11 protein-coding genes are annotated in these 18,830 nt (G+C 60.5%); 5 read left to right on the forward strand and 6 right to left on the reverse strand.

The features are described 5' to 3' along the window. Window positions 1–167: 167 nt before the first annotated feature. From AC07UI_RS23990 to AC07UI_RS24010, 5 genes are all read right to left on the reverse strand, one after another. On the reverse strand, window positions 168–1,592 hold the full coding sequence (locus AC07UI_RS23990; protein ID WP_494994847.1) for an efflux transporter outer membrane subunit: 1,425 nt from the start codon (window positions 1,590–1,592) through the stop codon (window positions 168–170). Continuing rightward, window positions 1,589–4,768 (reverse strand): efflux RND transporter permease subunit, encoded by a 3,180-nt coding sequence (locus AC07UI_RS23995; protein WP_494994848.1) that lies wholly within the window; start codon window positions 4,766–4,768, stop codon window positions 1,589–1,591. Before AC07UI_RS23995 ends, AC07UI_RS23990 begins: the two co-directional genes overlap by 4 nt. Window positions 4,769–4,783: 15 nt before the next feature. Next, entirely contained in the window at window positions 4,784–6,040 is a 1,257-nt protein-coding gene (gene mexE / locus AC07UI_RS24000; protein ID WP_494994849.1) for a multidrug efflux RND transporter periplasmic adaptor subunit MexE, read from the reverse strand. Window positions 6,041–6,565: 525 nt separating this feature from the next. Beyond that, complete coding sequence (gene mdeB, locus AC07UI_RS24005) at window positions 6,566–9,256, reverse strand: alpha-ketoglutarate dehydrogenase (RefSeq protein ID WP_494994850.1); 2,691 nt, start codon at window positions 9,254–9,256, stop codon at window positions 6,566–6,568. A gap of 12 nt (window positions 9,257–9,268) precedes the next feature. Next, entirely contained in the window at window positions 9,269–10,468 is a 1,200-nt protein-coding gene (locus AC07UI_RS24010; RefSeq protein ID WP_494994851.1) for a methionine gamma-lyase, read from the reverse strand. A gap of 124 nt (window positions 10,469–10,592) precedes the next feature. Here AC07UI_RS24010 and AC07UI_RS24015 point away from each other — a divergent pair, with 124 nt between their 5' ends. From AC07UI_RS24015 to AC07UI_RS24025, 3 genes are all read left to right on the forward strand, one after another. Then, on the forward strand, window positions 10,593–11,072 hold the full coding sequence (locus AC07UI_RS24015; protein WP_494994852.1) for an Lrp/AsnC family transcriptional regulator: 480 nt from the start codon (window positions 10,593–10,595) through the stop codon (window positions 11,070–11,072). Between the two features lie 239 nt (window positions 11,073–11,311). Continuing rightward, entirely contained in the window at window positions 11,312–14,755 is a 3,444-nt protein-coding gene (locus AC07UI_RS24020) for an adenylate/guanylate cyclase domain-containing protein (RefSeq protein WP_494994853.1), read from the forward strand. 117 nt (window positions 14,756–14,872) lie between these two features. Beyond that, the gene (locus tag AC07UI_RS24025) at window positions 14,873–15,922 is read left to right on the forward strand and encodes a patatin-like phospholipase family protein (RefSeq protein ID WP_494994854.1); all 1,050 of its coding nucleotides are present in this window, start codon (window positions 14,873–14,875) and stop codon (window positions 15,920–15,922) included. Between the two features lie 285 nt (window positions 15,923–16,207). Here AC07UI_RS24025 and AC07UI_RS24030 read toward each other — a convergent pair whose 3' ends face one another. Further along, the gene (locus tag AC07UI_RS24030) at window positions 16,208–17,110 is read right to left on the reverse strand and encodes a GntR family transcriptional regulator (RefSeq protein ID WP_494994855.1); all 903 of its coding nucleotides are present in this window, start codon (window positions 17,108–17,110) and stop codon (window positions 16,208–16,210) included. A gap of 154 nt (window positions 17,111–17,264) precedes the next feature. On the opposite strand from AC07UI_RS24030, the gene AC07UI_RS24035 reads away from it, so the two are divergent. Continuing rightward, complete coding sequence (locus AC07UI_RS24035; RefSeq protein WP_494994856.1) at window positions 17,265–17,999, forward strand: aspartate/glutamate racemase family protein; 735 nt, start codon at window positions 17,265–17,267, stop codon at window positions 17,997–17,999. Continuing rightward, window positions 17,959–18,708 carry a hydroxypyruvate isomerase family protein gene (locus AC07UI_RS24040; RefSeq protein WP_494994857.1) on the forward strand — a complete coding sequence of 250 codons (750 nt, stop codon included), beginning with the start codon at window positions 17,959–17,961 and terminating at the stop codon, window positions 18,706–18,708. The genes AC07UI_RS24035 and AC07UI_RS24040 overlap by 41 nt, the downstream gene beginning before the upstream one ends. The last annotated feature ends 122 nt before the right edge of the window (window positions 18,709–18,830 follow it).

Raw genomic sequence — 18,830 nt, forward strand, 5'->3', positions numbered from 1 at the left:
CGCCCTGGACGCTCCGCGTCCATGTGACGCAGAGCGTCACCGGGATGCGTTACCACGCAGGAGCGTGGGAACGATCATCTATGGAAAACCCCAAAAAAAGCCCCGCGACCGAATGAGGCGCGGGGCTGAAAAATGGCTGGTTGCGGCCAACCAAAGAAGTGTTTGAATCAGTTGCTACTGGCAACCGTCTCTGGCTGCCAGCCGCCGCCGAGGGCTTTGTAGATGGCGACGATGCCGCGGTACAGATCGACTTCGGCCTGGGCCTGGGAATCTTCGGCAGCCAGACGTTCGCGTTGCGCGTCGAGCAACACGAGGAAGTCCGCAGTGCCTTCGCGGTAGCGAATTTCCGCCAGGTCGGCAGCAGCGCGGCTTGATTCACTCTGACGAATCAACGAAATCAGGCGCTGCTGACGTTTGCCGTAATCACTGAAGGCATTTTCCGATTCTTCCAGTGCCAACAGCACTTGTTGCTCATAGGTCGCCAGCGCGCCCTCGGCTTGAGCATTGGCACCGCGCAAGCGAGCCCGCACACTGCCCAGGTCGAACGCTGCCCAAGTGATGCTTGGGCCCAGCGCCCAGGCGTTGGCGGCCGAAGAACCGATCTGCGAGCCACGTCCGGCAGTGAAACCGAGGAAACCGCTCAAGCTGACCTTGGGAAACAAGTCGGCCTTGGCCACACCGATTCGCGCCGTCGCTGCCGCCAGTTTGCGCTCGGCGCTGAGGATGTCTGGACGGCGTTGCAGCAACTCACCCGGATCGCCAATCGGCAATGCCTTGGCAATCGCCGGCAGATTCGCCGGGCTGAGGTCCACGCTCAGTTTGTCCGGGCGCTCACCGAGCAGGGTGGCGATGCGATTACGCTCGCGCACTTGCTCGGCTTGCAATTGCGGCACGCTGGCTTCGACCGCCGCGAGGCGGGCATCGGCACGCACCACATCGAGCTGGTCACCGACGCCGACGTCACGCAGGCTTTCGGTGATTTTGCGCGAGTCCTGCTGGTTCTTCAGGTTGGCCAGCGCGATCTTTTCCCGCAGTTGCGCGCCGCGCAGTTGCCCGTAGGCATCCACCAACTCGGCAATCATGGTGACTTGCAGTTGGTAGAGATCGGCGGCGGCCACTTGGGTGTCGGCATCGCTGGCTTCCAGATTGCGCTGGATACGTCCGAACAAGTCCAGCTCCCAGGCCATGTCCAGGCCCAGATCGTAGCGTTCGGTGTGCACGCGCTTTTCAGTGATGCCAGGTTGCTGAGCCGTGCCTAGATTACTGCTGGCGCGGCTGGTGATGGTCGGCATGGCGTCATCGCTGACGTCATCGCGGATCGCTCGAGCCGCTTTCAAGCGGGCAAAGGCCACACGCAACTCACGGTTGCCCTGCAAGGATCGAGTCACCAACTGGTTGAGGGTCGGATCGTCGAACTGCTGCCACCAGATGCCTTCGAAACGTGCACGGTCGAAGTTCTTCTGACCGGCAGCGCCATCGGTGGCGGCCGTGATGTTGGCCGGCTCCGTGGCAGGGGTCTTATAGTCCGGGCCCACGGCACAGGCGCTCAAGGCTAGTGCCAGCAAGCTCGGCAGGAAGGCTTTCAGGCTCATTGTTGCTCCTCCAGTTTCAGGGCCTTGGCCGCTTTGCGTGCTTCGCCGCGCTCCACATAACGTCGGATCAATACGTAGAACACCGGTGTCAGCAACAGACCGAAGAAGGTCACCCCGAGCATCCCGGAGAACACCGCCACACCCATGGCGTGACGCATTTCCGCACCGGCACCGCTGGAGTAGACCAATGGCACCACACCCATGATGAAGGCAAACGAGGTCATCAGGATCGGCCGCAGACGCAGACGGCAGGCTTCCAGTACCGCACTGAGCGGGTCCAGTCCTTCCTCTTGCTTATCCTTGGCAAACTCGACGATCAGAATCGCGTTCTTACAGGCCAGTCCCACCAGTACGATCAAGCCGATCTGGGTGAAGATGTTGTTGTCGCCACCCGAAGCAATCACACCGGTGATGGCCGAGAGCAGGGTCATCGGTACGATCAGGATCACCGCCAGTGGCAGGCTCCAGCTCTCGTATTGTGCGGCCAGTACCAGGAACGCCAGCAGCACGCAGAGCGGGAACACGAACAGCGCGGTGTTACCCGAGAGAATCTGCTGGTAGGTCAGGTCGGTCCATTCGTAGGTCATGCCGTTAGGCAATTCGTCCTTGAGCAGTTTCTCGATTGCTTTCTGGGCTTGGCCGGAGCTGTAGCCAGGGGCTGCGGCACCGTTGATTTCAGCGGTGATAAAGCCGTTGTAATGCATCACGCGGTCCGGGCCCGAGGTGTCGCTGACCTTGATGAAGGTTGCCAGCGGGATCATCTCGCCTTTGTTGTTGCGCACTTTCAGCTGACCGATCTGCTCAGGCTCGAGGCGGAACTGTTGCTCGGCCTGAACGTTGACCTGATAGGTGCGGCCAAAGCGGTTGAAGTCGTTGGCATACAACGAGCCCAGGTAGATCTGCAGGGTGTCGAAGATGTCGCTGACGGCCACACCATGGGTCTTGGCTTTCTCCCGGTCGATGGCGGCATCGACCTGTGGCACGTTCACGGTATAGCTGGTGAACAGCCCGGCCAGTTCCGGCACGCTGCGGCTTTTGTTGATGATGTTCATGGTTTCTTTGAACAGCTCGTCATACCCCAGGTTGCCACGGTCTTCGATCTGCAGGCGGAAACCACCGATGGTGCCCAGGCCCTGTACTGGCGGCGGAGGGAAGATCGCCATGTAGGCTTCCTGAATGCCGGCGTACTGGCCGTTCAAGGCACCGGCAATGGCACCGGCCGATTGGCTCGGGTCCTTGCGCTGATCGAACGGTTTCAGGGTGACGAACACAATGCCGGCGTTAGGGCTGTTGGTGAAACCGTTGATCGACAGACCCGGGAAGGCCACTGCACTTTCCACGCCAGGCTGTTTCAGGGCCAGGTCGGACATGCGTTTGATCACATCCTCGGTACGGTCCAGGCTCGCTGCATCCGGCAGTTGGGCGAAGGCCACCAGGTATTGTTTGTCCTGGCCCGGCACGAAACCGGTCGGTGTGCTGGAGAAACCGAGGAACGTCAGCGCCATCAGGCCGGCGTACAGCAGCAGGGCGATACCGCTGCTGCGGATCACGCGGCTCACGGTGCCTACATAACCATGGCTGGCACGATCAAAGAAGCGGTTGAACGGACGGAACAGCCAGCCACCGAAGATCCCGTCGAGGACCTTCGAGAAGCGGTCCTTGGGCGCATCATGGCTTTTGAGCAATACCGCAGCCAATGCTGGCGACAGCGTCAGCGAGTTGAAGGCCGAGATCACCGTGGAGATCGCAATGGTCAACGCGAACTGCTTGTAGAACTGCCCGGTCAACCCGGAGATGAAGGCGGCCGGAATAAACACCGCACACAGCACCAGCGCGGTGGCGATGATCGGGCCGGTCACTTCACGCATGGCGCGCTTGGTCGCTTCGACCGGTGTCAGGCCCAGGCCGATGTTTCGTTCGACGTTTTCCACCACCACGATGGCGTCGTCAACGACGATACCGATGGCCAATACCAGTCCGAACAACGACAGCGCGTTCAGCGAGAAGCCGAACAGGTGCATCACCGCGAACGTACCGATCAGCGATACCGGCACTGCCACCAACGGAATGATCGAGGCGCGCCAGGTTTGCAGGAACAGGATCACTACCAGCACGACCAGAATCAGTGCTTCGAACAGCGTGTGCACCACTGCCTCGATAGAACCGCGAACGAAAATCGTCGGGTCATACACGATGCTGAAGTCCATGCCTTCAGGGAAGTTCTTCTTCAGCTCGGCCATTTTCGCCCGAACTTCGTTGGAGATCTCGATAGCGTTCGAACCCGGGCGCTGGAAGATCGGGATCGCCACGGCCGGTTGGTTGTTCAGCAAGGAACGCAAGGCGTATTGGCTCGAGCCCAACTCGACGCGAGCGATGTCTTTGAGGCGGGTGATTTCACCGTTTTCGCCGGAGCGAATAATGATGTTCTCGAACTCTTCCTCGGTGACCAGACGACCTTGGGTATTGACCGAGAGCTGGAACGCGGTGGCGCTCGGTGCTGGCGGCGCACCCAGGGCACCCGCGGCAACCTGACGGTTCTGTTCGCGAATCGCGTTGACCACATCGGTCGCGGTCAGGTTACGCGAAGCGGTCTTGTTCGGATCGAGCCAGACCCGCAGCGAGTAGTCGCCCATACCGAAAAGCTGCACATCGCCGACACCGCCCAGACGCGCCAGCTCATCCTTGATGTTGAGCAGGGCGTAGTTGGACAGGTAGAGCATGTCGTAGCGTTTGTCCGGCGAAGTCAAGTGCACAACCATGGTCAGGTCGGGCGAGGCCTTGTCCACCGTGATGCCGATGCGGGTCACTTCTGCGGGCAGCTTGGGCTCGGAGCGGGTGACGCGGTTCTGCACCTGCACCTGAGCGTTGTCCAGGTCGGTGCCCAGAGCAAAGGTGATGGTCAGGGTGATCTTGCCGTCAGCGGTTGACTGCGAGGACATGTACAGCATGTTCTCGACGCCGGTGATGGCTTGCTCCAAGGGAGCGGCCACGGTTTCACCGATGACTTTAGGGTTGGCACCCGGGAAGTTGGCGCGCACCACCACGGTCGGCGGTACCACTTCTGGGTATTCACTGATCGGTAACTGGAACAGCGAGATGGCGCCGGCGATCAGGATCAGCAGCGAAAGCACCGCTGCGAAGATCGGTCGTGAGATGAAGAATTGGGAAAAATTCATCGGAGTTGTCTCCCCTTAACCGCGTGGAGTCGCAGCGCTGGCCAGTTTCACCGCTACGCCAGTTGTGCTCTTGGCGGGCGCGACTTGGGGCAGGTTGCTGGCTTCCAGTGCTTGTCGTTGTTGCGCCAAAGCGGCGAGGGTTTCGTTGCTGGCCATGGGGACCACTTCAGGGGCGACCGGTGAACCCGGACGTACCCGCTGCAAGCCCTTGACGATGATGGTGTCGTCTTTGTTCAGGCCGCTGCGCACGATGCGCAAGCCTTCGATTTTCGGACCCAACTCGACCGCGCGATAGGCCGACTTGTTGTCGGCATCCATCACCAGCACGAACTTCTTGCCCAGATCAGTACCGACCGCTTCGTCGTTGATCAGCACAGCGGAGTAGGTACCGCTGCCGACCAGTTTCAGGCGGGCATACAAGCCAGGGGTGAATTCGCCTTTGCTGTTGTCGAAGACGGCACGACCACGGATGGTGCCGGTTTTCGGATTGACCTGGTTGTCGACGAAGTTCATCTGACCCTGGTGCGGGTTGCCGTCCTCATTGGACAGGCCGAGGTAAACCGGAGTGGTTTGACCGCGTTGGCCCTGGCGGGCGAGTTGGGTGTATTTGAGGAATACACGTTCATCGGCGTCGAAGTAGGCATAAACCTTGTCAGTGGAAACCACGCTGGTCAGGGCCGTTGTGTCGGCGGTCACCAGGTTGCCGGCGGTGATTTGCGCACGGCTGACGCGCCCGCTGATGGGCGAGATCACGCGGGTGAAACTCAGGTTCAGCTTGGCGACGTCCAGTTGCGCTTGAATTGCCGCGACGCCGGCGCGGGCTTCTTGCGCGGCGCTGGTGCGCGAGTCAGCCAGTTCGGCGGAGATCGCGTTGCTGGTCCGCAGCCGCTCGCCACGCTGGGCTTCGTTTTCACTGCGGGTGGCATTGGCGCGGGCCTGTGCAACTTGAGCTTCGAGGCGGCGGACTTCAGCCTGGAACGGCCGAGGGTCGATCTGGAACAGCAGGTCGCCTTTCTTGACCAGTGCACCTTCGATAAAGGCTACTTCATCGATCTGGCCGGACACCCGAGGACGGATTTCCACGGTTTCCGGGGCTTCGAGGCGACCGGTGAATTCGTCCCACTCGTTGACCGGTTGTTCCAGCACCTTGGCCACGCTGACCTTGGCTGCTGGCATGCTGGCGGCAGTGTTTGGCGTCTTGCCGCAGGCGCTCATCACCAGCAAGGCCAGAACGGCCAAGGGGAAGCGCATATGTTTGAGTGACTGTTCCATGAGTGCATCCGCCAATGTATTGAGATGGGCGGATAATGCTCGGCGTGGTTGTATCGCACGAATCGAATGAAGCAAAGGTAACTATCATTCGGAATGATATGAGTTCGAAACGAGCCCTCTAGCATGAGGCTTTCGTTAGGCGGCTATCAATCTTTTTGATGACAATTCACTATTGCAGGGAATGCAAAAGACGAGGTATCACCTCGTTCCTGTCGCTGGCAGGTTTTCCTCCCGCAGGTTCGTGTAAAGCCCGTAGCGGCATGGCTTGCAGGCGATTAATACCAATGTAGTGCAGCAAAGCTTCGGCCACTGCCGGTTCGGCAGTGACGAAGCCAACCCGCAGCGAGGGCGCCATGCTTTTAGAAATGCTGCCAATATAAATCACCGCTGCAGGTTGTCGAGGGCGGCCAGTGGTGGCTGGTTGTTCTGTATGTCTCGTCCTGAATAAGGTTTACACCTTCTGACCTGTCTTCAGGACTAGACACTACTCCTGTGGGTAACGATTCAAAGGGTGTTGCAGGTGATTCAGCGATCCCAGGGCGCGGTGCGCGAAGGGGCGGGTTTGTAGCGCTGGATCGCGTCGGCGAGTACGCCGGGGTCGAGGCCGTCATGGTCCACCAGACTTTTTAAACTGGCAATGACAATGCTGTGCTGATCCACCTCAAAGAATGCCCTGAGGTTTTGTCGATTATCGCTGCGGCCAAAACCGTCGGTGCCCAGGGTGGTGTAGGGCGCTTCGAGGTACTGGGCGATCAGTTGGGGCCAGGCGCGGATGTAGTCGGTGGCAGCGATGATTGGCCGCGTGCCGCCCAGGTATTTGTCCAGCTGGCTGCTGCGCCGGGCGCTGGCGTCCAGCCGATTGTCCCGCTCGACCTCGCGGGCCTGACGCGCCAGTTCGCTGAAGCTGGTGGCGCTGAACACCTCGCTGTCGATGCCCCAGTCCCGGGCCAGAATCTCGCTGGCTGCGATCACCTCCCGCAGGATGGTTCCTGAGCCCACCAGCCGCAGGCGAATCCGCGACGGCTCGGCGCTGCTGCTCGAATACCGATACAGGCCACGCAGGATATCGGCATGCCGGGTTTCAGCGATCGACGGCTGGGGGTAGTTTTCGTTCATCACCGCAACGTAGTGGAACTCGTCGCACTGCTCTTCCAGCAGGCGTCGTGCAGCGTGGTCGAGGATCACCGCCAGTTCCCCGGCAAAACACGGATCCCAGGCGCGGCAGTTGGGCACCATCGACGCCATCACCAGGCTGGAACCGTCCTGGTGCTGCAAGCCTTCACCGCCGAGGGTGGTGCGGCCTGCGGTGGCCCCCAGCAAAATGCCCCGGGAGCGCTGATCGGCGGCAGCCCAGATCAAGTCGCCGACCCGCTGGAAACCAAACATCGAGTAGTAGATATACACTGGCAGCATCGGTTCGCCGTGCACCGAATAGGAGGTGGCCGCGGCCACCCAGGACGACAGGGCGCCGGCCTCGGTGATGCCTTCTTCGAGCAATTGGCCGTCCCGGGATTCGCGATAGGACAGGATCGAGCCACAGTCTTCCGGTTCATACAACTGCCCGTGGGGCGAATAAATACCGATTTGCCGAAACAGGCTGGCCATGCCAAAGGTGCGCGCCTCATCGGCCACAATGGGTACCACCCGTGGCCCCAGCTGCGGGGCTTTTAGCCAGGCCGTGAGCATGCGCACGGCGGCCATGGTGGTGGACATCTCCTTGCCCTCGCTGTTCAAGGCAAAACCGCCGGCGGCTTCCAGTGGCGGCACCGGGATCTTCGGCGCCTGGCTCTTGCGCGCTGGCAGTGGCCCGCCCAGGGCCTGGCGACGCGCGCGCAGGTAGTGCATTTCCGGGCTGTCTTCGGGCGGGCGATAGAAACGCAGTTGCTCCACGTCCTCGTCCGACAGCGGCAAATGGAAGCGGTCGCGGAAGGTCAGCAGGGCGGCGACATCGAGTTTTTTCGCCTGGTGCGCGGTCATCCGCGACTCACCGGCCGCGCCGATGCCAAAGCCTTTTTTGGTTTTCGCCAGGATCACCGTCGGGCGGCCCTTGCAGGCTTTGGCGGCGGCGAAGGCGGCATACAGTTTTCGAAAATCATGCCCCCCGCGTTTGAGGCCATTGATCTCTTCGGCGCTCATATGCTTCACCAGGCGCTGGACTTGCGGGTCCTTCTGGAAGAAGTGTTCCAGGTTATATGCGCCGTCATGGGCACCGAGTGTCTGGAATTCGCCGTCCGGGGTGGCCGCCAGGCGTTTGAGCAGCACGTTGTCGGTGTCGCGGGCGAACAGCGCATCCCACTCCGAGCCCCACAGCACTTTGATCACGTTCCAGCCGGCACCGGCGAACAGCGCTTCGAGTTCCTGAATGATCTGGCCATTGCCGCGCACCGGGCCGTCGAGGCGTTGCAGGTTGCAGTTGACGATAAAGGTCAGGTTGTCCAGCTGCTCCCGGGCCGCCAGGGACAGGCCGGCGATGGACTCCGGTTCGTCCATCTCGCCATCGCCAAACACGCCCCAGACGTGACGCCCGGCGGTCTGCGCCAGGCCACGGTGCTGCAAATAGCGCATGAACCGCGCCTGATACACCGCACTGATGGGACCGATGCCCATGGAGCCGGTGGGGAACTGCCAGAAGTCCGGCATCAGCCACGGATGGGGGTAGGAGCACAGCCCCGGGCCGTTGATTTCCTGGCGGTAGTTGGCCAGTTGTTCTTCGCTCAGGCGACCTTCGAGAAAGGCCCGGGCGTACACTCCGGGCGCCGAGTGCGGCTGGAAAAACACCAGGTCGGCGTTGCGTTGTCCCGCGTCGCCATCACCGCGGAAAAAGTGCTGGAAGCCCACCTCGAAGATTTCCGCCGCCGAGGCGTAACTGGCGATATGCCCGCCCAGTTCTCCGTAGGCATGGTTGGCCCGGACCACCATGGCCAGGGCGTTCCAGCGCAGCAGACCGGTGATGCGCTCTTCCAGCAGCAAATCACCGGGGTAGGTGCCCTGTTGCTCCAGGGACAGGGTGTTGCGGTAGGCGGAAAACGCCTGGGCATCGCGGCTGATGCCGTGCTCGCCAGCGTATTCCTCCAGGCGCTTGAGCAGGTAGCGGGCGCGCTCCGGGCCACAGGCGGCGAGGGTGGAGGCCAGGGCGTCGAGCCATTCCCGGGTTTCCTGCGGGTCCTGGTCTTGCGCACTGAGGTCGCCATCGTTGACGGGGTTATGTGTGACCATGTTCAACCTCCCTTAAGCGCAGGCGTCCAGGGCCTGGGTGACGTCGGCCAGCAGGTCGGCAATGTCTTCCAACCCCACCGACAAGCGCACCAGCCCCTCGGAAATACCGTGGCGAGCGCGCTCTTCAGGGGTGTAGGTGGAATGGGTCATGCTCGCCGGGTGCTGGGCCAGGGATTCGGCGTCCCCCAGGCTGACCGCGCGGCTGAACAGCTCCAGGGCGTTCATGAAACGCTTACCGGTGACCAGTCCACCCTTGAGTTCGAAGGCGATCATGCCCCCAGGCAATTTCATCTGCCGGGACGCCAATTCGTATTGGGGGAAGGAGGGCAGGCCGGGGTAAGTCACCCACTCGACGGCCGGGTGGTCCTGCAAATATTGGGCAACCACCTGGGCGTTGCTGCAATGGCGTTCCATGCGCAACGACAGGGTCTTGAGCCCGCGCATCAGCAAAAAGGCGTCCTGGGGCGACATCACCGCGCCAGTCAGATCCTTCAACCCTTGCAGACGAATCCGGTCCGCCAGTACCTGGCTGGCAACCACGATACCGGCGGTGATGTCGCCATGGCCGCTGAGGTACTTGGTGGCCGAATGCACCACCACGTCGGCGCCCATGTCCAGCGGTCGTTGCAGGTAGGGGGTGCAGTAGGTGTTATCCACCACCAGGGTGACATCCCGGTGTTCACCGGCGATTTCGGCCACCGCCGTGATGTCGACCAACTGCATGTTCGGGTTGGCCGGGGATTCGAAATAGATCATGCGCGTGGCAGGGCCGATGGAATCGCGCAGTTCGGCCAGGTTGGACATGTCGACATGGCGCACCTTGACGCCAAACTCGCCGATACCGTGGTGCAGCAGGGCGAAGGTGCAACCGTACAGGGTACGGTTGACGATGATCTCGTCACCGGGCCGCAGCAGGGTCCAGAAGGTCGCGGCAATGGCGCCCATGCCGGAGCTGAAGGCCACCGCCGCTTCGCCGTTTTCCAGGGTCGCCATGCGCGACTCCAGCAGTGCCAGGGTAGGGTTGGAAATACGCGTGTAAAAATGCCCGCGTTCTTCGCCGGCAAAACAGCCGGCGCCGTATTCGGCGGTGGCGAAGGCGAAGGTGGAAGTGAGGTAAATCGGCGGAATCAGTGCGCCGTTGTTGTCCAGCGGGTTGTAGCCGTGATGGATCGCACGGGTGGAAAAGCCAAGGTCATTGTTTTTATTGTTCATGGTGAACGCTCCCGGATTTCCTACAATGCTATGCTCAATTTCAACGCGATAAATTCCAAACTGACCCATGAATAACGGGTAATTTGGAATAAATACCCATAAAAACAAGATAGAGAGGCAAGACATGCCTGTTGGCCTGGATCGTACCGACAAAGCCCTACTCATCGCCCTGCAAGGCAATGCCCGACTGACCATCGCCGAACTGGCCGACGCCGTTGCCCTGACCACCTCGCCGTGCTGGAGGCGGGTCAAGATCCTCGAAGAAAACGGGGTGATTAGCGGCTACCAGGCGATTCTTTCGCCCAAGGCCCTCGGCTACGGTGTCACCGCGTTTGTCAGCGTGATGATGGAATCCCACTCCCAGGACACGGCCAGAACCTTCGAACAGCGCCTGCTGGAAATCCCGGAAATCGTCGCCTGCCACAACGTGTCGGGGCGCTACGATTTCCTGCTGGAAGTGGTGGCCAAGGACCTGGAGTCCTTCGGCGAGTTTGCCCGAGAGGTGCTGCAAACCTTGCCGGCGGTCAAAGAGATCTACTCCAGTTTTTCGTTTAAATCGGTCAAGCCGTCGCGGGTGATCCCGGTGCTTGCTGCTGCGAATTAACCAAAGCGTCACTCAATAGAGTGGCGTTTTTGTTTGTGCGCGATTTATGCCTGGCGTCCGGTTTCTCGTCTGACCCGCTTCATGGCAACGCATTGCCTCAATGCGGCGGGAGGGTTGGAATTCACAAGTCACCTGAGGCATAGGTACCAAGGGAGAGACTCTCATCCGGTCGCGTCTTGCCGCCAGCGGGTTCGGCGCCTAATGTTAAGAAGCAGGCACCAGGCAAGGGAGGAGGTCGTATGCGCTGCGCAAACTGCGGATTCGAGAATCCCTCCGGGGCCAGCTTCTGTGAAGCGTGCGGCACCAGGCTGTTTCGCAGCTGTCCGCGTTGTGGCCACGAGGCGGGCCTTGGCGCCAAATTCTGCAGTGAATGCGGCGCACCGCTAACCGATGCGCCTGCTGCGCCATCACCGCGTCCCATGCCTGCTTCAGGGCCTTCTCCAGCGCCCATTCATTACACGCCCCATTACCTTGCCGAGCGCATCCGCGCCGAACAGGCGGCCATGGAAGCCCGGGGCGAGACCGCCGGTGAACGCAAGACCGTCACCGCGCTGTTTGCCGACATGGCCGGCTCCATGGCGCTGATCCACGACCTCGATCCGGAAGAGGCCCAGAGCCTGATCGAGCCTGTCGTCGCGTTGATGATGGAAGCCGTCCACTACTACGAAGGCTACGTGGCCAAGACGCTGGGTGATGGCATCCTTGCGCTGTTCGGCGCACCCATCGCCCATGAAGACCATCCGCAGCGGGCGCTGTATGCGGCACTGCGTATGCAGGAGGCGATACACCGACATGGCGACCGTATTCGTCTGGAGAAAGGCATTCCGCTGCAAATCCGCGTCGGCATCCACACCGGAGAGGTCGTCGTGCGTTCGATCCGCACGGACGATTTGCATACCGATTACGATCCGGTGGGGCACACGATCCACATTGCGTCCCGGATGGAGGGAATCGCCGCGCCATCGTCGATCCTGGTGAGCGAGTCCACCTACAAGCTGGCAGAGGGCTATTTCGAGTTCAGGACTCTGGGGGCCACCCAGGTCAAAGGCATCCCCGAGCCGCTCGTGGTGTACGAGGTGCAGGGTATCGGCGCGCTGCGCACGCGCCTGCAACTGGCGGCACATCGCGGACTGGCCAGGTTCGTCGGCCGCCAGGTCGAGCTCGACCACCTGCATCAGGCGCTCGATCAGGCCAAGGCGGGCCGCGGGCAGGTCGTCGCGGTGGTAGGCGAGGCCGGGGTCGGGAAGTCGCGGCTGTTCCATGAGTTCAAGGAACGCTCGCGGCGCGGCTGTCTGGTGCTGGAGACATTCTCGGTGTCGCACGGCAAGGCCTTTGCCTATTTTCCGCTCATCGAGCTGCTGAAAAACTACTTTCAGATCACTGCCCTGGACGACGAACGGCGGTGCCGGGAAAAGGTCATGGGCAAGGCCCTGACGCTCGAGCGCAGTTTCGAGGAGCTCGTGCCCTACCTGTTCTATCTGCTGGGTATCGGCGAGCGCAGTTCGGCGCTCGCGGAAATGGATCCGCAGATCCGGCGTGATCGCATGTTCGACGCGATTACGCAGCTTCTGGCGCGCGAGAGTCGCGATCAGCCGATCGAACTGCTGTTCGAGGACCTGCAATGGCTGGACCGCGAGACCGAAGCATTCCTCGCGTGCCTCATCGACCGCGTGGCGAGTGCTCCGATTCTGCTCCTCGTGAACTATCGGCCCGAGTATCAGCCTGCGTGGACGCACGCGGGTCATTGCAGCCTGCTGCGGCTCGAACCGCTGGGCCCGGCCGAAGCCCAGGGACTGCTCGCGGCCCTGCTTGGGGACGATCCGACCCTCGTCCCCCTCAAACAGCTCATCCTGGAGAAGACCGAGGGCAACCCTTTCTTCATGGAGGAAGTAGTGCAAACGCTGGTCGAGGAGAAATCGCTGCTCGGCGAACCCGGCCGTTACCGGATCGAGCAAACTCCGGCTGCGCTGCATATTCCCACCACCGTGCAGGGTGTGCTCGCCGCCCGTATCGACAGGCTCCCCGTTGCGCAGAAGGAATTGCTGCAGACGCTCGCCGTCATCGGCAAGGAGTTTGCGTTCAGTCTGATCCAGCGCATCTGTGAGGGCGCGCGGATGGACGACGATTTGCGCGATCTGCTGGCCCGACTGGAGGCCGCGGAGTTCATTTACCAGCGGCCCGCATTTCCGGAGGTGGAGTATTCGTTCAAGCATGCGCTGACCCAGGAGGTCGCGGGCCACTCGCTACTCACGGAGCGGCGTAGCGCACTGCACGAACGCACGGCGCAGGCCATTGAGGCACTGTTCCCCGCCCGCATCGCAGATTACAGCAGCGAACTGGCGCACCACTACAGGCTGAGCGGCAATGTTCCGAAGGCCGTGGAATACCTGCAGCGTACCGGGCAACAGGCCCTCCAGCATTGCGCCCATCTCGATGCGATGCGTCACCTCGGTGCGGCGCTGGAATTGCTCGAGCATTTGCCCGACACGCCCGCGCGTGCTCATCAGGAACTGACGTTGCTGCTCTGCCTGGGGCCGGCCCTGATGGCCGTGCGCGGCTATGGTGCGCCCGAGGTGGAGGCCACCTACACCCGTGCACTGGCGCTATGTGCGCAAGTAGGCGACGACGCGCTTTTCCCTGCGCTGCTGGGGTTGCGGATGTACTACGAGTTGCGTGCGCAATACTCAACTGCATGCGAACTGGGTGAGCGATTGCTCAGTGTTGCGCAAACTGCGCAGAATCCGGACTTGCTCGTGGGAGCCCATGCCGCACTCGGGGCGACATTGCTTTTCCAGGGTGATCTGCGCAATGCCCTTGAACACCTGGAGCGGGCGCGTGACCTCTACAACCCGGACCGTCATCACACATATGCCATTACGTACGGCATGGATCCGGGCTACACCCTGACATTTTCGGCCTGGTGCCTTTGGTACTTGGGTTTCCCCGATCAGGCAAGCACGCGCAGCCGGGATGCCCTTGCTCTGGCCAATAAGATTTGCGACCCGTTCAGCCTGGCCTTCACCCTGTCTGCTACGTCGATACTGGGACAGTTTCGGCACGACGTACGACTCGCCGAAGAGTGTGCTGATGCCGCCATCAAGCTTTCACTCGAACAAGGGTTTCCGTTTTATTTGGCGTGGGGAAATATTCTCCAGGGTTGGGCTCGCGCCGAGCAGGGAAACATTGACGAAGGAATCGCTCAGATAACCCAGAGTATCGCCACTTACCAGGCAGCCGGAGCAGAGCTTGGATGTTCTTATTTTCTGGCCCTGCTGGCCACAGCTCACGGACGCGCCGGGCAACCGCAGGCTGGACTGGATGCCGTGACCGACGCTCTGGCGATGGTGAACCGAACAGGTGAGCACTTTTACGAAGCAGAACTGTACCGGCTCAAGGGAGTTCTTACCCTCCAATGTCCGGGCGAAGACGGACAGGATTCTTCCGTGCAGCAGCAAGCGCAAGCATGCTTTCAAAAGGCGATCTCGATCGCTCGACTACAAGGGGCAAAGTCACTCGAGCTACGAGCCACAGTGAGCCTTGCTCAGCTATGGGAAACACGAGACAAGGAGGCGGCCAGGCAGATGCTCGCCGACATCTATAGTTTCTTCACCGAAGGCTTTGACAGCGTTGATTTGCTGCAAGCCAAGGCGCTGCTCGATGCATGGGCACCAGGCGGGGGGTGAACGATCGATGACGCATGGCGCGCAATGGAGCATCGGCGTGTCGTCGGCGAGCGCGTGACGAGGAGAGGCGCCGCAACAAGTTCTCGATTCGACTCAGCACCGACGAGGAGATCAAGAATGACCACGAAGAACGCAAAGCCTCGGGGCGGTGACGAGCGTAAGCCGGTCGCGCTGGCTTTGCAGGGCGGCGGGATGCACGGTGCGTTCACCTGGGGCGTGCTCGATCGGTTGCTCGAGGACGGCAGGCTGGCCATTGAAGGGGTGAGCGCAACCAGTGCCGGCGCGATGAATGCCGTCGTGCTGGCCTACGGCATGCTGCAGGGTGACGAGGCCGGCGCACGCCAGGCGCTGCACGACTTCTGGTACGCCGTGGCGCAGTCCGCCGAGCGTCATAACCCGTTGCGCTGGATGCCATGGCTGAAAGGGACCCACAGCTTCGGACTGGACCATTCGCCCATGTATGCGTTCGCGGACATGGCGCTTCGTATCTTCTCGCCTTACCAGTTCAATCGCCACAACTTGAATCCGCTGCGGGAGGTGCTGGAGAGTCAGATCGATTTCGCCGCCTTGCGAAAGCAATGCCCGCTCCACCTCTATCTGTGCGCGACCAATGTCGAGACGGGGAAGATACGCATCTTCTCGGGCGAGGACGTCTGCGCCGAGGCAGTGCTGGCTTCGGCCTGTGTGCCGACATTGTTCCAGGCGATCACGATCGACGGCCAGCACTACTGGGATGGCGGTTATATGGGAAACCCGGCCATTTTCCCGTTGATCTACCACTGCAATACGCGCGATGTAGTGATCGTCCACATCAACCCGCTCGTCCGCCCGGGCGTGCCCATTACAGCTGTCGACATTCTCAATCGCATCAATGAAATCAGCTTCAACTCGTCGCTGATGCGTGAGATGCGCACCATCGCCTTCGTCACTGACCTCATCCAGCAAGGCAAGGTCGATCGCGACGAGATGAAAGAGATGCTGATCCACTCCATTCGGTCCGACGAGGCGATGTGCGCGCTCAGCGTGTCCAGCAAGTACAACGCGGGCTGGGACTTCCTTTGCGGACTGCGCGACAACGGACGATGCGAGGCCGAGGCGTGGCTCACGGAGAACTACCGGAATATTGGCGAACGGTCGAGTATCGACATCCGAAAGGAATTTCTTTGAACGCCGCCATGAGACGGGAACAGGTGGCTGGCGTCGGCACGATCGGTCGCGCGATGTGCAGCGGTGCTGCGTCGCCGCGCTCGCCATGAGCCAGGCGCAAGCGCGCTTCATCTCACTGTGGTCACGCAGCGGCGGCATCCGGCGATAAAATTGACTCTGCCGCGCGGATGAGCTGTATTTTTGTATCTTGTATTGATGAGAGACAATCGTGCTAAGCTGATTGGCGAATTATTGGAGAGCACTCTGACGAAGCTTCGATCGGTGACAGGGTGTCAGCGGTGCGCTCTATATCCCATCATCTTCTGGCATGACGTGCTGATGAGTCTTGAGTCGGCCCACTTCGTCGAGATGCCGCCAGAGAAATTGCGCGGCTTCTTCACGCCGATCAGACTCGATGAGGTCGAGCAAATGGATGTGTTCCTGGCATTGCGCCATAAGACGAGTGCGATCGACGTTGGCTTTGTAGCTCATGAATCGTCTGAGTTGATTTTGCTGGCGGATGGCATCGATGAAAAAGACATTTCCGGAGCACTGCACGATCAGTTCGTGAAACTGGGCGCCCACCTGGAACAGTTGGGCACGGGACAAAGTGTGAATATCCCCGTCGAGCATAGCCTGCTGTTGCTGCCTGGCCTTGGCAAACGCGGCGTGATTGATCTGGTAGCCGGGCTCAAGCAGGGCGGCCGGCTCAATGGCCATACGGAAGCGGTAGCTTTGGATGTGTGTCTGGGCGTTATGCACGAAGTCTTTGAGAACCCATCCTTGCCCCGGCTTGCGCTCCACCATGGCTTCGCTGGCCAGCCTGTTCAATACCTTGAGCAACTGTCCGCGGGGCACTTCGTAACGGCGCAACAGCTGCGCTTCAAAAAAGTGGTCAGGTATTTCGCCGCCAAGTATGTCGTCGACCACGCGAAGGTAAAAGTCTTCGAAAGGATCACTGGCAATAGGGAATGTCGCCTCCCGAATCTGCCCCGCGTCCTGTTTCAGAAAGTAGCCACGATTGGGCTCCTGGATGGCCAGGTCCCACTCGGCGAGCAGGGCAAACACTCGTCGAATGGGCGAGCGCGAAACACCAAGCGCTTGGGCGAACGTCTGCTCGCGCAACGGCTCACCGGCTTTCATCGACCGGGCGCGAACCATGTCGATGACGCGTGGGGCCAACTGCAAGGCGAGGTCTTTCTTGATCACAGGCTCTATCTCGACTGGTTAGCTTCAGTCCGTTCCCGTTGGGGCAGATGCCCTCATCGGACTGGAGATGGAAAATACCATACGAACAGGATGTGGGTACCTGCACAAAGAGCGCTGGCGGACTTGTCGAACAACCTTGTCGAGGCACATGAGCATGAAGGCTCCACGCATTTTTCTGATCCACGCGACCGCACTGGCGATCGATCCCATCACGGCGGCCTTTGCCCGGCTATTGCCGCAGGCACAGATTGTCAATCTGCTCGAAGACTCGTTGTCCCGAGATCGAGTGGAGGAGGGCGGACTAACCACGAGTATGAAGGCGCGCTTTCTGACGCTTTCCCACTACGCAGTACAAAGCGCAGCAGACGCCATTCTTTTTACCTGTTCGGCTTTCGGCGATGCCATCGACCTATGCAAGCCTGACATTTCCATTCCACTACTCAAGCCGAACGAAGCCATGATCAACCTGGCTCTGACGCAAGCATCGCGTGTTGCCGTGCTGGCGACCTTCGAGCCTACCATCACCTCGATCATGGCCGAGTTCAAGCAAGGGGTTGAGCGTAGTGGTCGAGCGCTGGAGGTGGTGCCCTATTTTGTCCCTGGTGCAATGCAGGCACTGAGTGAAGGGAATAGAGAAGGTCACGATACCGCCATCGCGGAAATGGCCGGTCAGGTCGGGGCCTGCGATCTGATCTGTTTCGCACAGTTTTCGATGACGAGCGCCGCAGGGCAAGCACAGGCCCGCTCTGGTCTGCCTGTATTGACCACTCCCGATAGTGCAGTGCTGGAGCTACGAAAAATGCTCCAGGCTGATGATTTCGTTTCTTCCCAGGATGGATGTTTACCCAATGCTCAAGTTCAATGCTCATCTCGGTTTTCAGTTCAATGAATTGCCTTTTCTGCAGCGAATCGGGGCCGCCGCCGCCGCTGGTTTTCGGGCGGTGGAGTTTCCGTCTCCCTATGAATTCGACGCCAGTCTCCTGGCCGATCACCTGGCTCAATACGCTCTGCCTCTGATTCAGTTCGCCGCACCGGCCGGTGTTACCAAAGGCATTGCTGCCCTGCAAGGCAAGGAAGAAGAGTTTCGCGCTGGCTTGGTCCAGGCCGCCGGCTATGCAAAAGCGCTGGCGTGTTCGAATGTCCACATCATGTCTGGAGTCACGACGCAGGAAGAGGCACCGGTCATCTTCGGGGATAATTTGGAGTATGCAGTCAAGTACTTCGAAGATCAGGGCTTGCGGCCGCTTATCGAAGTGATCAGTTCGCAGGAGGTGCCGGGCTATTACATGTCTGACTTCAGCAAGGCGCAACAGGTGCTGGAGACCTTCCCGAGCGTTGGGCTGATTCTCGATCTTTACCATGCCCAGCTTCTGACCGGCGACGCAGCAGATGTTCTGGCCCGGTTTTATGACAGAACCGTCCATGTGCAAATTGCCGACTGCCCGGGTCGTCACGAACCGGGAACGGGGAGCATCGACTTTGCTGCCTTGTTCTCGGCGCTGGAGCAGCGTGGCTACTCAGGATGGATCGGTTGTGAGTACCGTCCTTCCGGCTCTACCGTTGCGAGCCTCGACTGGATTAAACACCTAAGTGCCTAGTGCTTGCGACCTGCGAGCGACACTCGGGCTACACCCATCAAGCATTCGGCTGTTTCGGCTATCAGCAAGCGCGTGTCGGAATCGGAGGTGCGATCGATAGTGGGACTGATCGTTTCCTACAC

The sequence above is a fragment of the Pseudomonas sp. GW821-FHT04C07 genome, from assembly GCF_059420325.1.

What these genes read in the sequence shown, in the direction of transcription:
- AC07UI_RS24015 (WP_494994852.1), top strand. Translation starts at nt 10,593, where the DNA reads ATGCCTGTTGGCCTGGATCGTACCGACAAAGCCCTACTCATCGCCCTG.
- AC07UI_RS23990 (WP_494994847.1), bottom strand. Translation starts at nt 1,592, where the DNA reads ATGAGCCTGAAAGCCTTCCTGCCGAGCTTGCTGGCACTAGCCTTGAGC.
- AC07UI_RS24035 (WP_494994856.1), top strand. Translation starts at nt 17,265, where the DNA reads ATGAAGGCTCCACGCATTTTTCTGATCCACGCGACCGCACTGGCGATC.
- AC07UI_RS23995 (WP_494994848.1), bottom strand. Translation starts at nt 4,768, where the DNA reads ATGAATTTTTCCCAATTCTTCATCTCACGACCGATCTTCGCAGCGGTG.
- mdeB (WP_494994850.1), bottom strand. Translation starts at nt 9,256, where the DNA reads ATGGTCACACATAACCCCGTCAACGATGGCGACCTCAGTGCGCAAGAC.
- mexE (WP_494994849.1), bottom strand. Translation starts at nt 6,040, where the DNA reads ATGGAACAGTCACTCAAACATATGCGCTTCCCCTTGGCCGTTCTGGCC.
- AC07UI_RS24020 (WP_494994853.1), top strand. Translation starts at nt 11,312, where the DNA reads ATGCGCTGCGCAAACTGCGGATTCGAGAATCCCTCCGGGGCCAGCTTC.
- AC07UI_RS24010 (WP_494994851.1), bottom strand. Translation starts at nt 10,468, where the DNA reads ATGAACAATAAAAACAATGACCTTGGCTTTTCCACCCGTGCGATCCAT.
- AC07UI_RS24025 (WP_494994854.1), top strand. Translation starts at nt 14,873, where the DNA reads ATGACCACGAAGAACGCAAAGCCTCGGGGCGGTGACGAGCGTAAGCCG.
- AC07UI_RS24040 (WP_494994857.1), top strand. Translation starts at nt 17,959, where the DNA reads ATGCTCAAGTTCAATGCTCATCTCGGTTTTCAGTTCAATGAATTGCCT.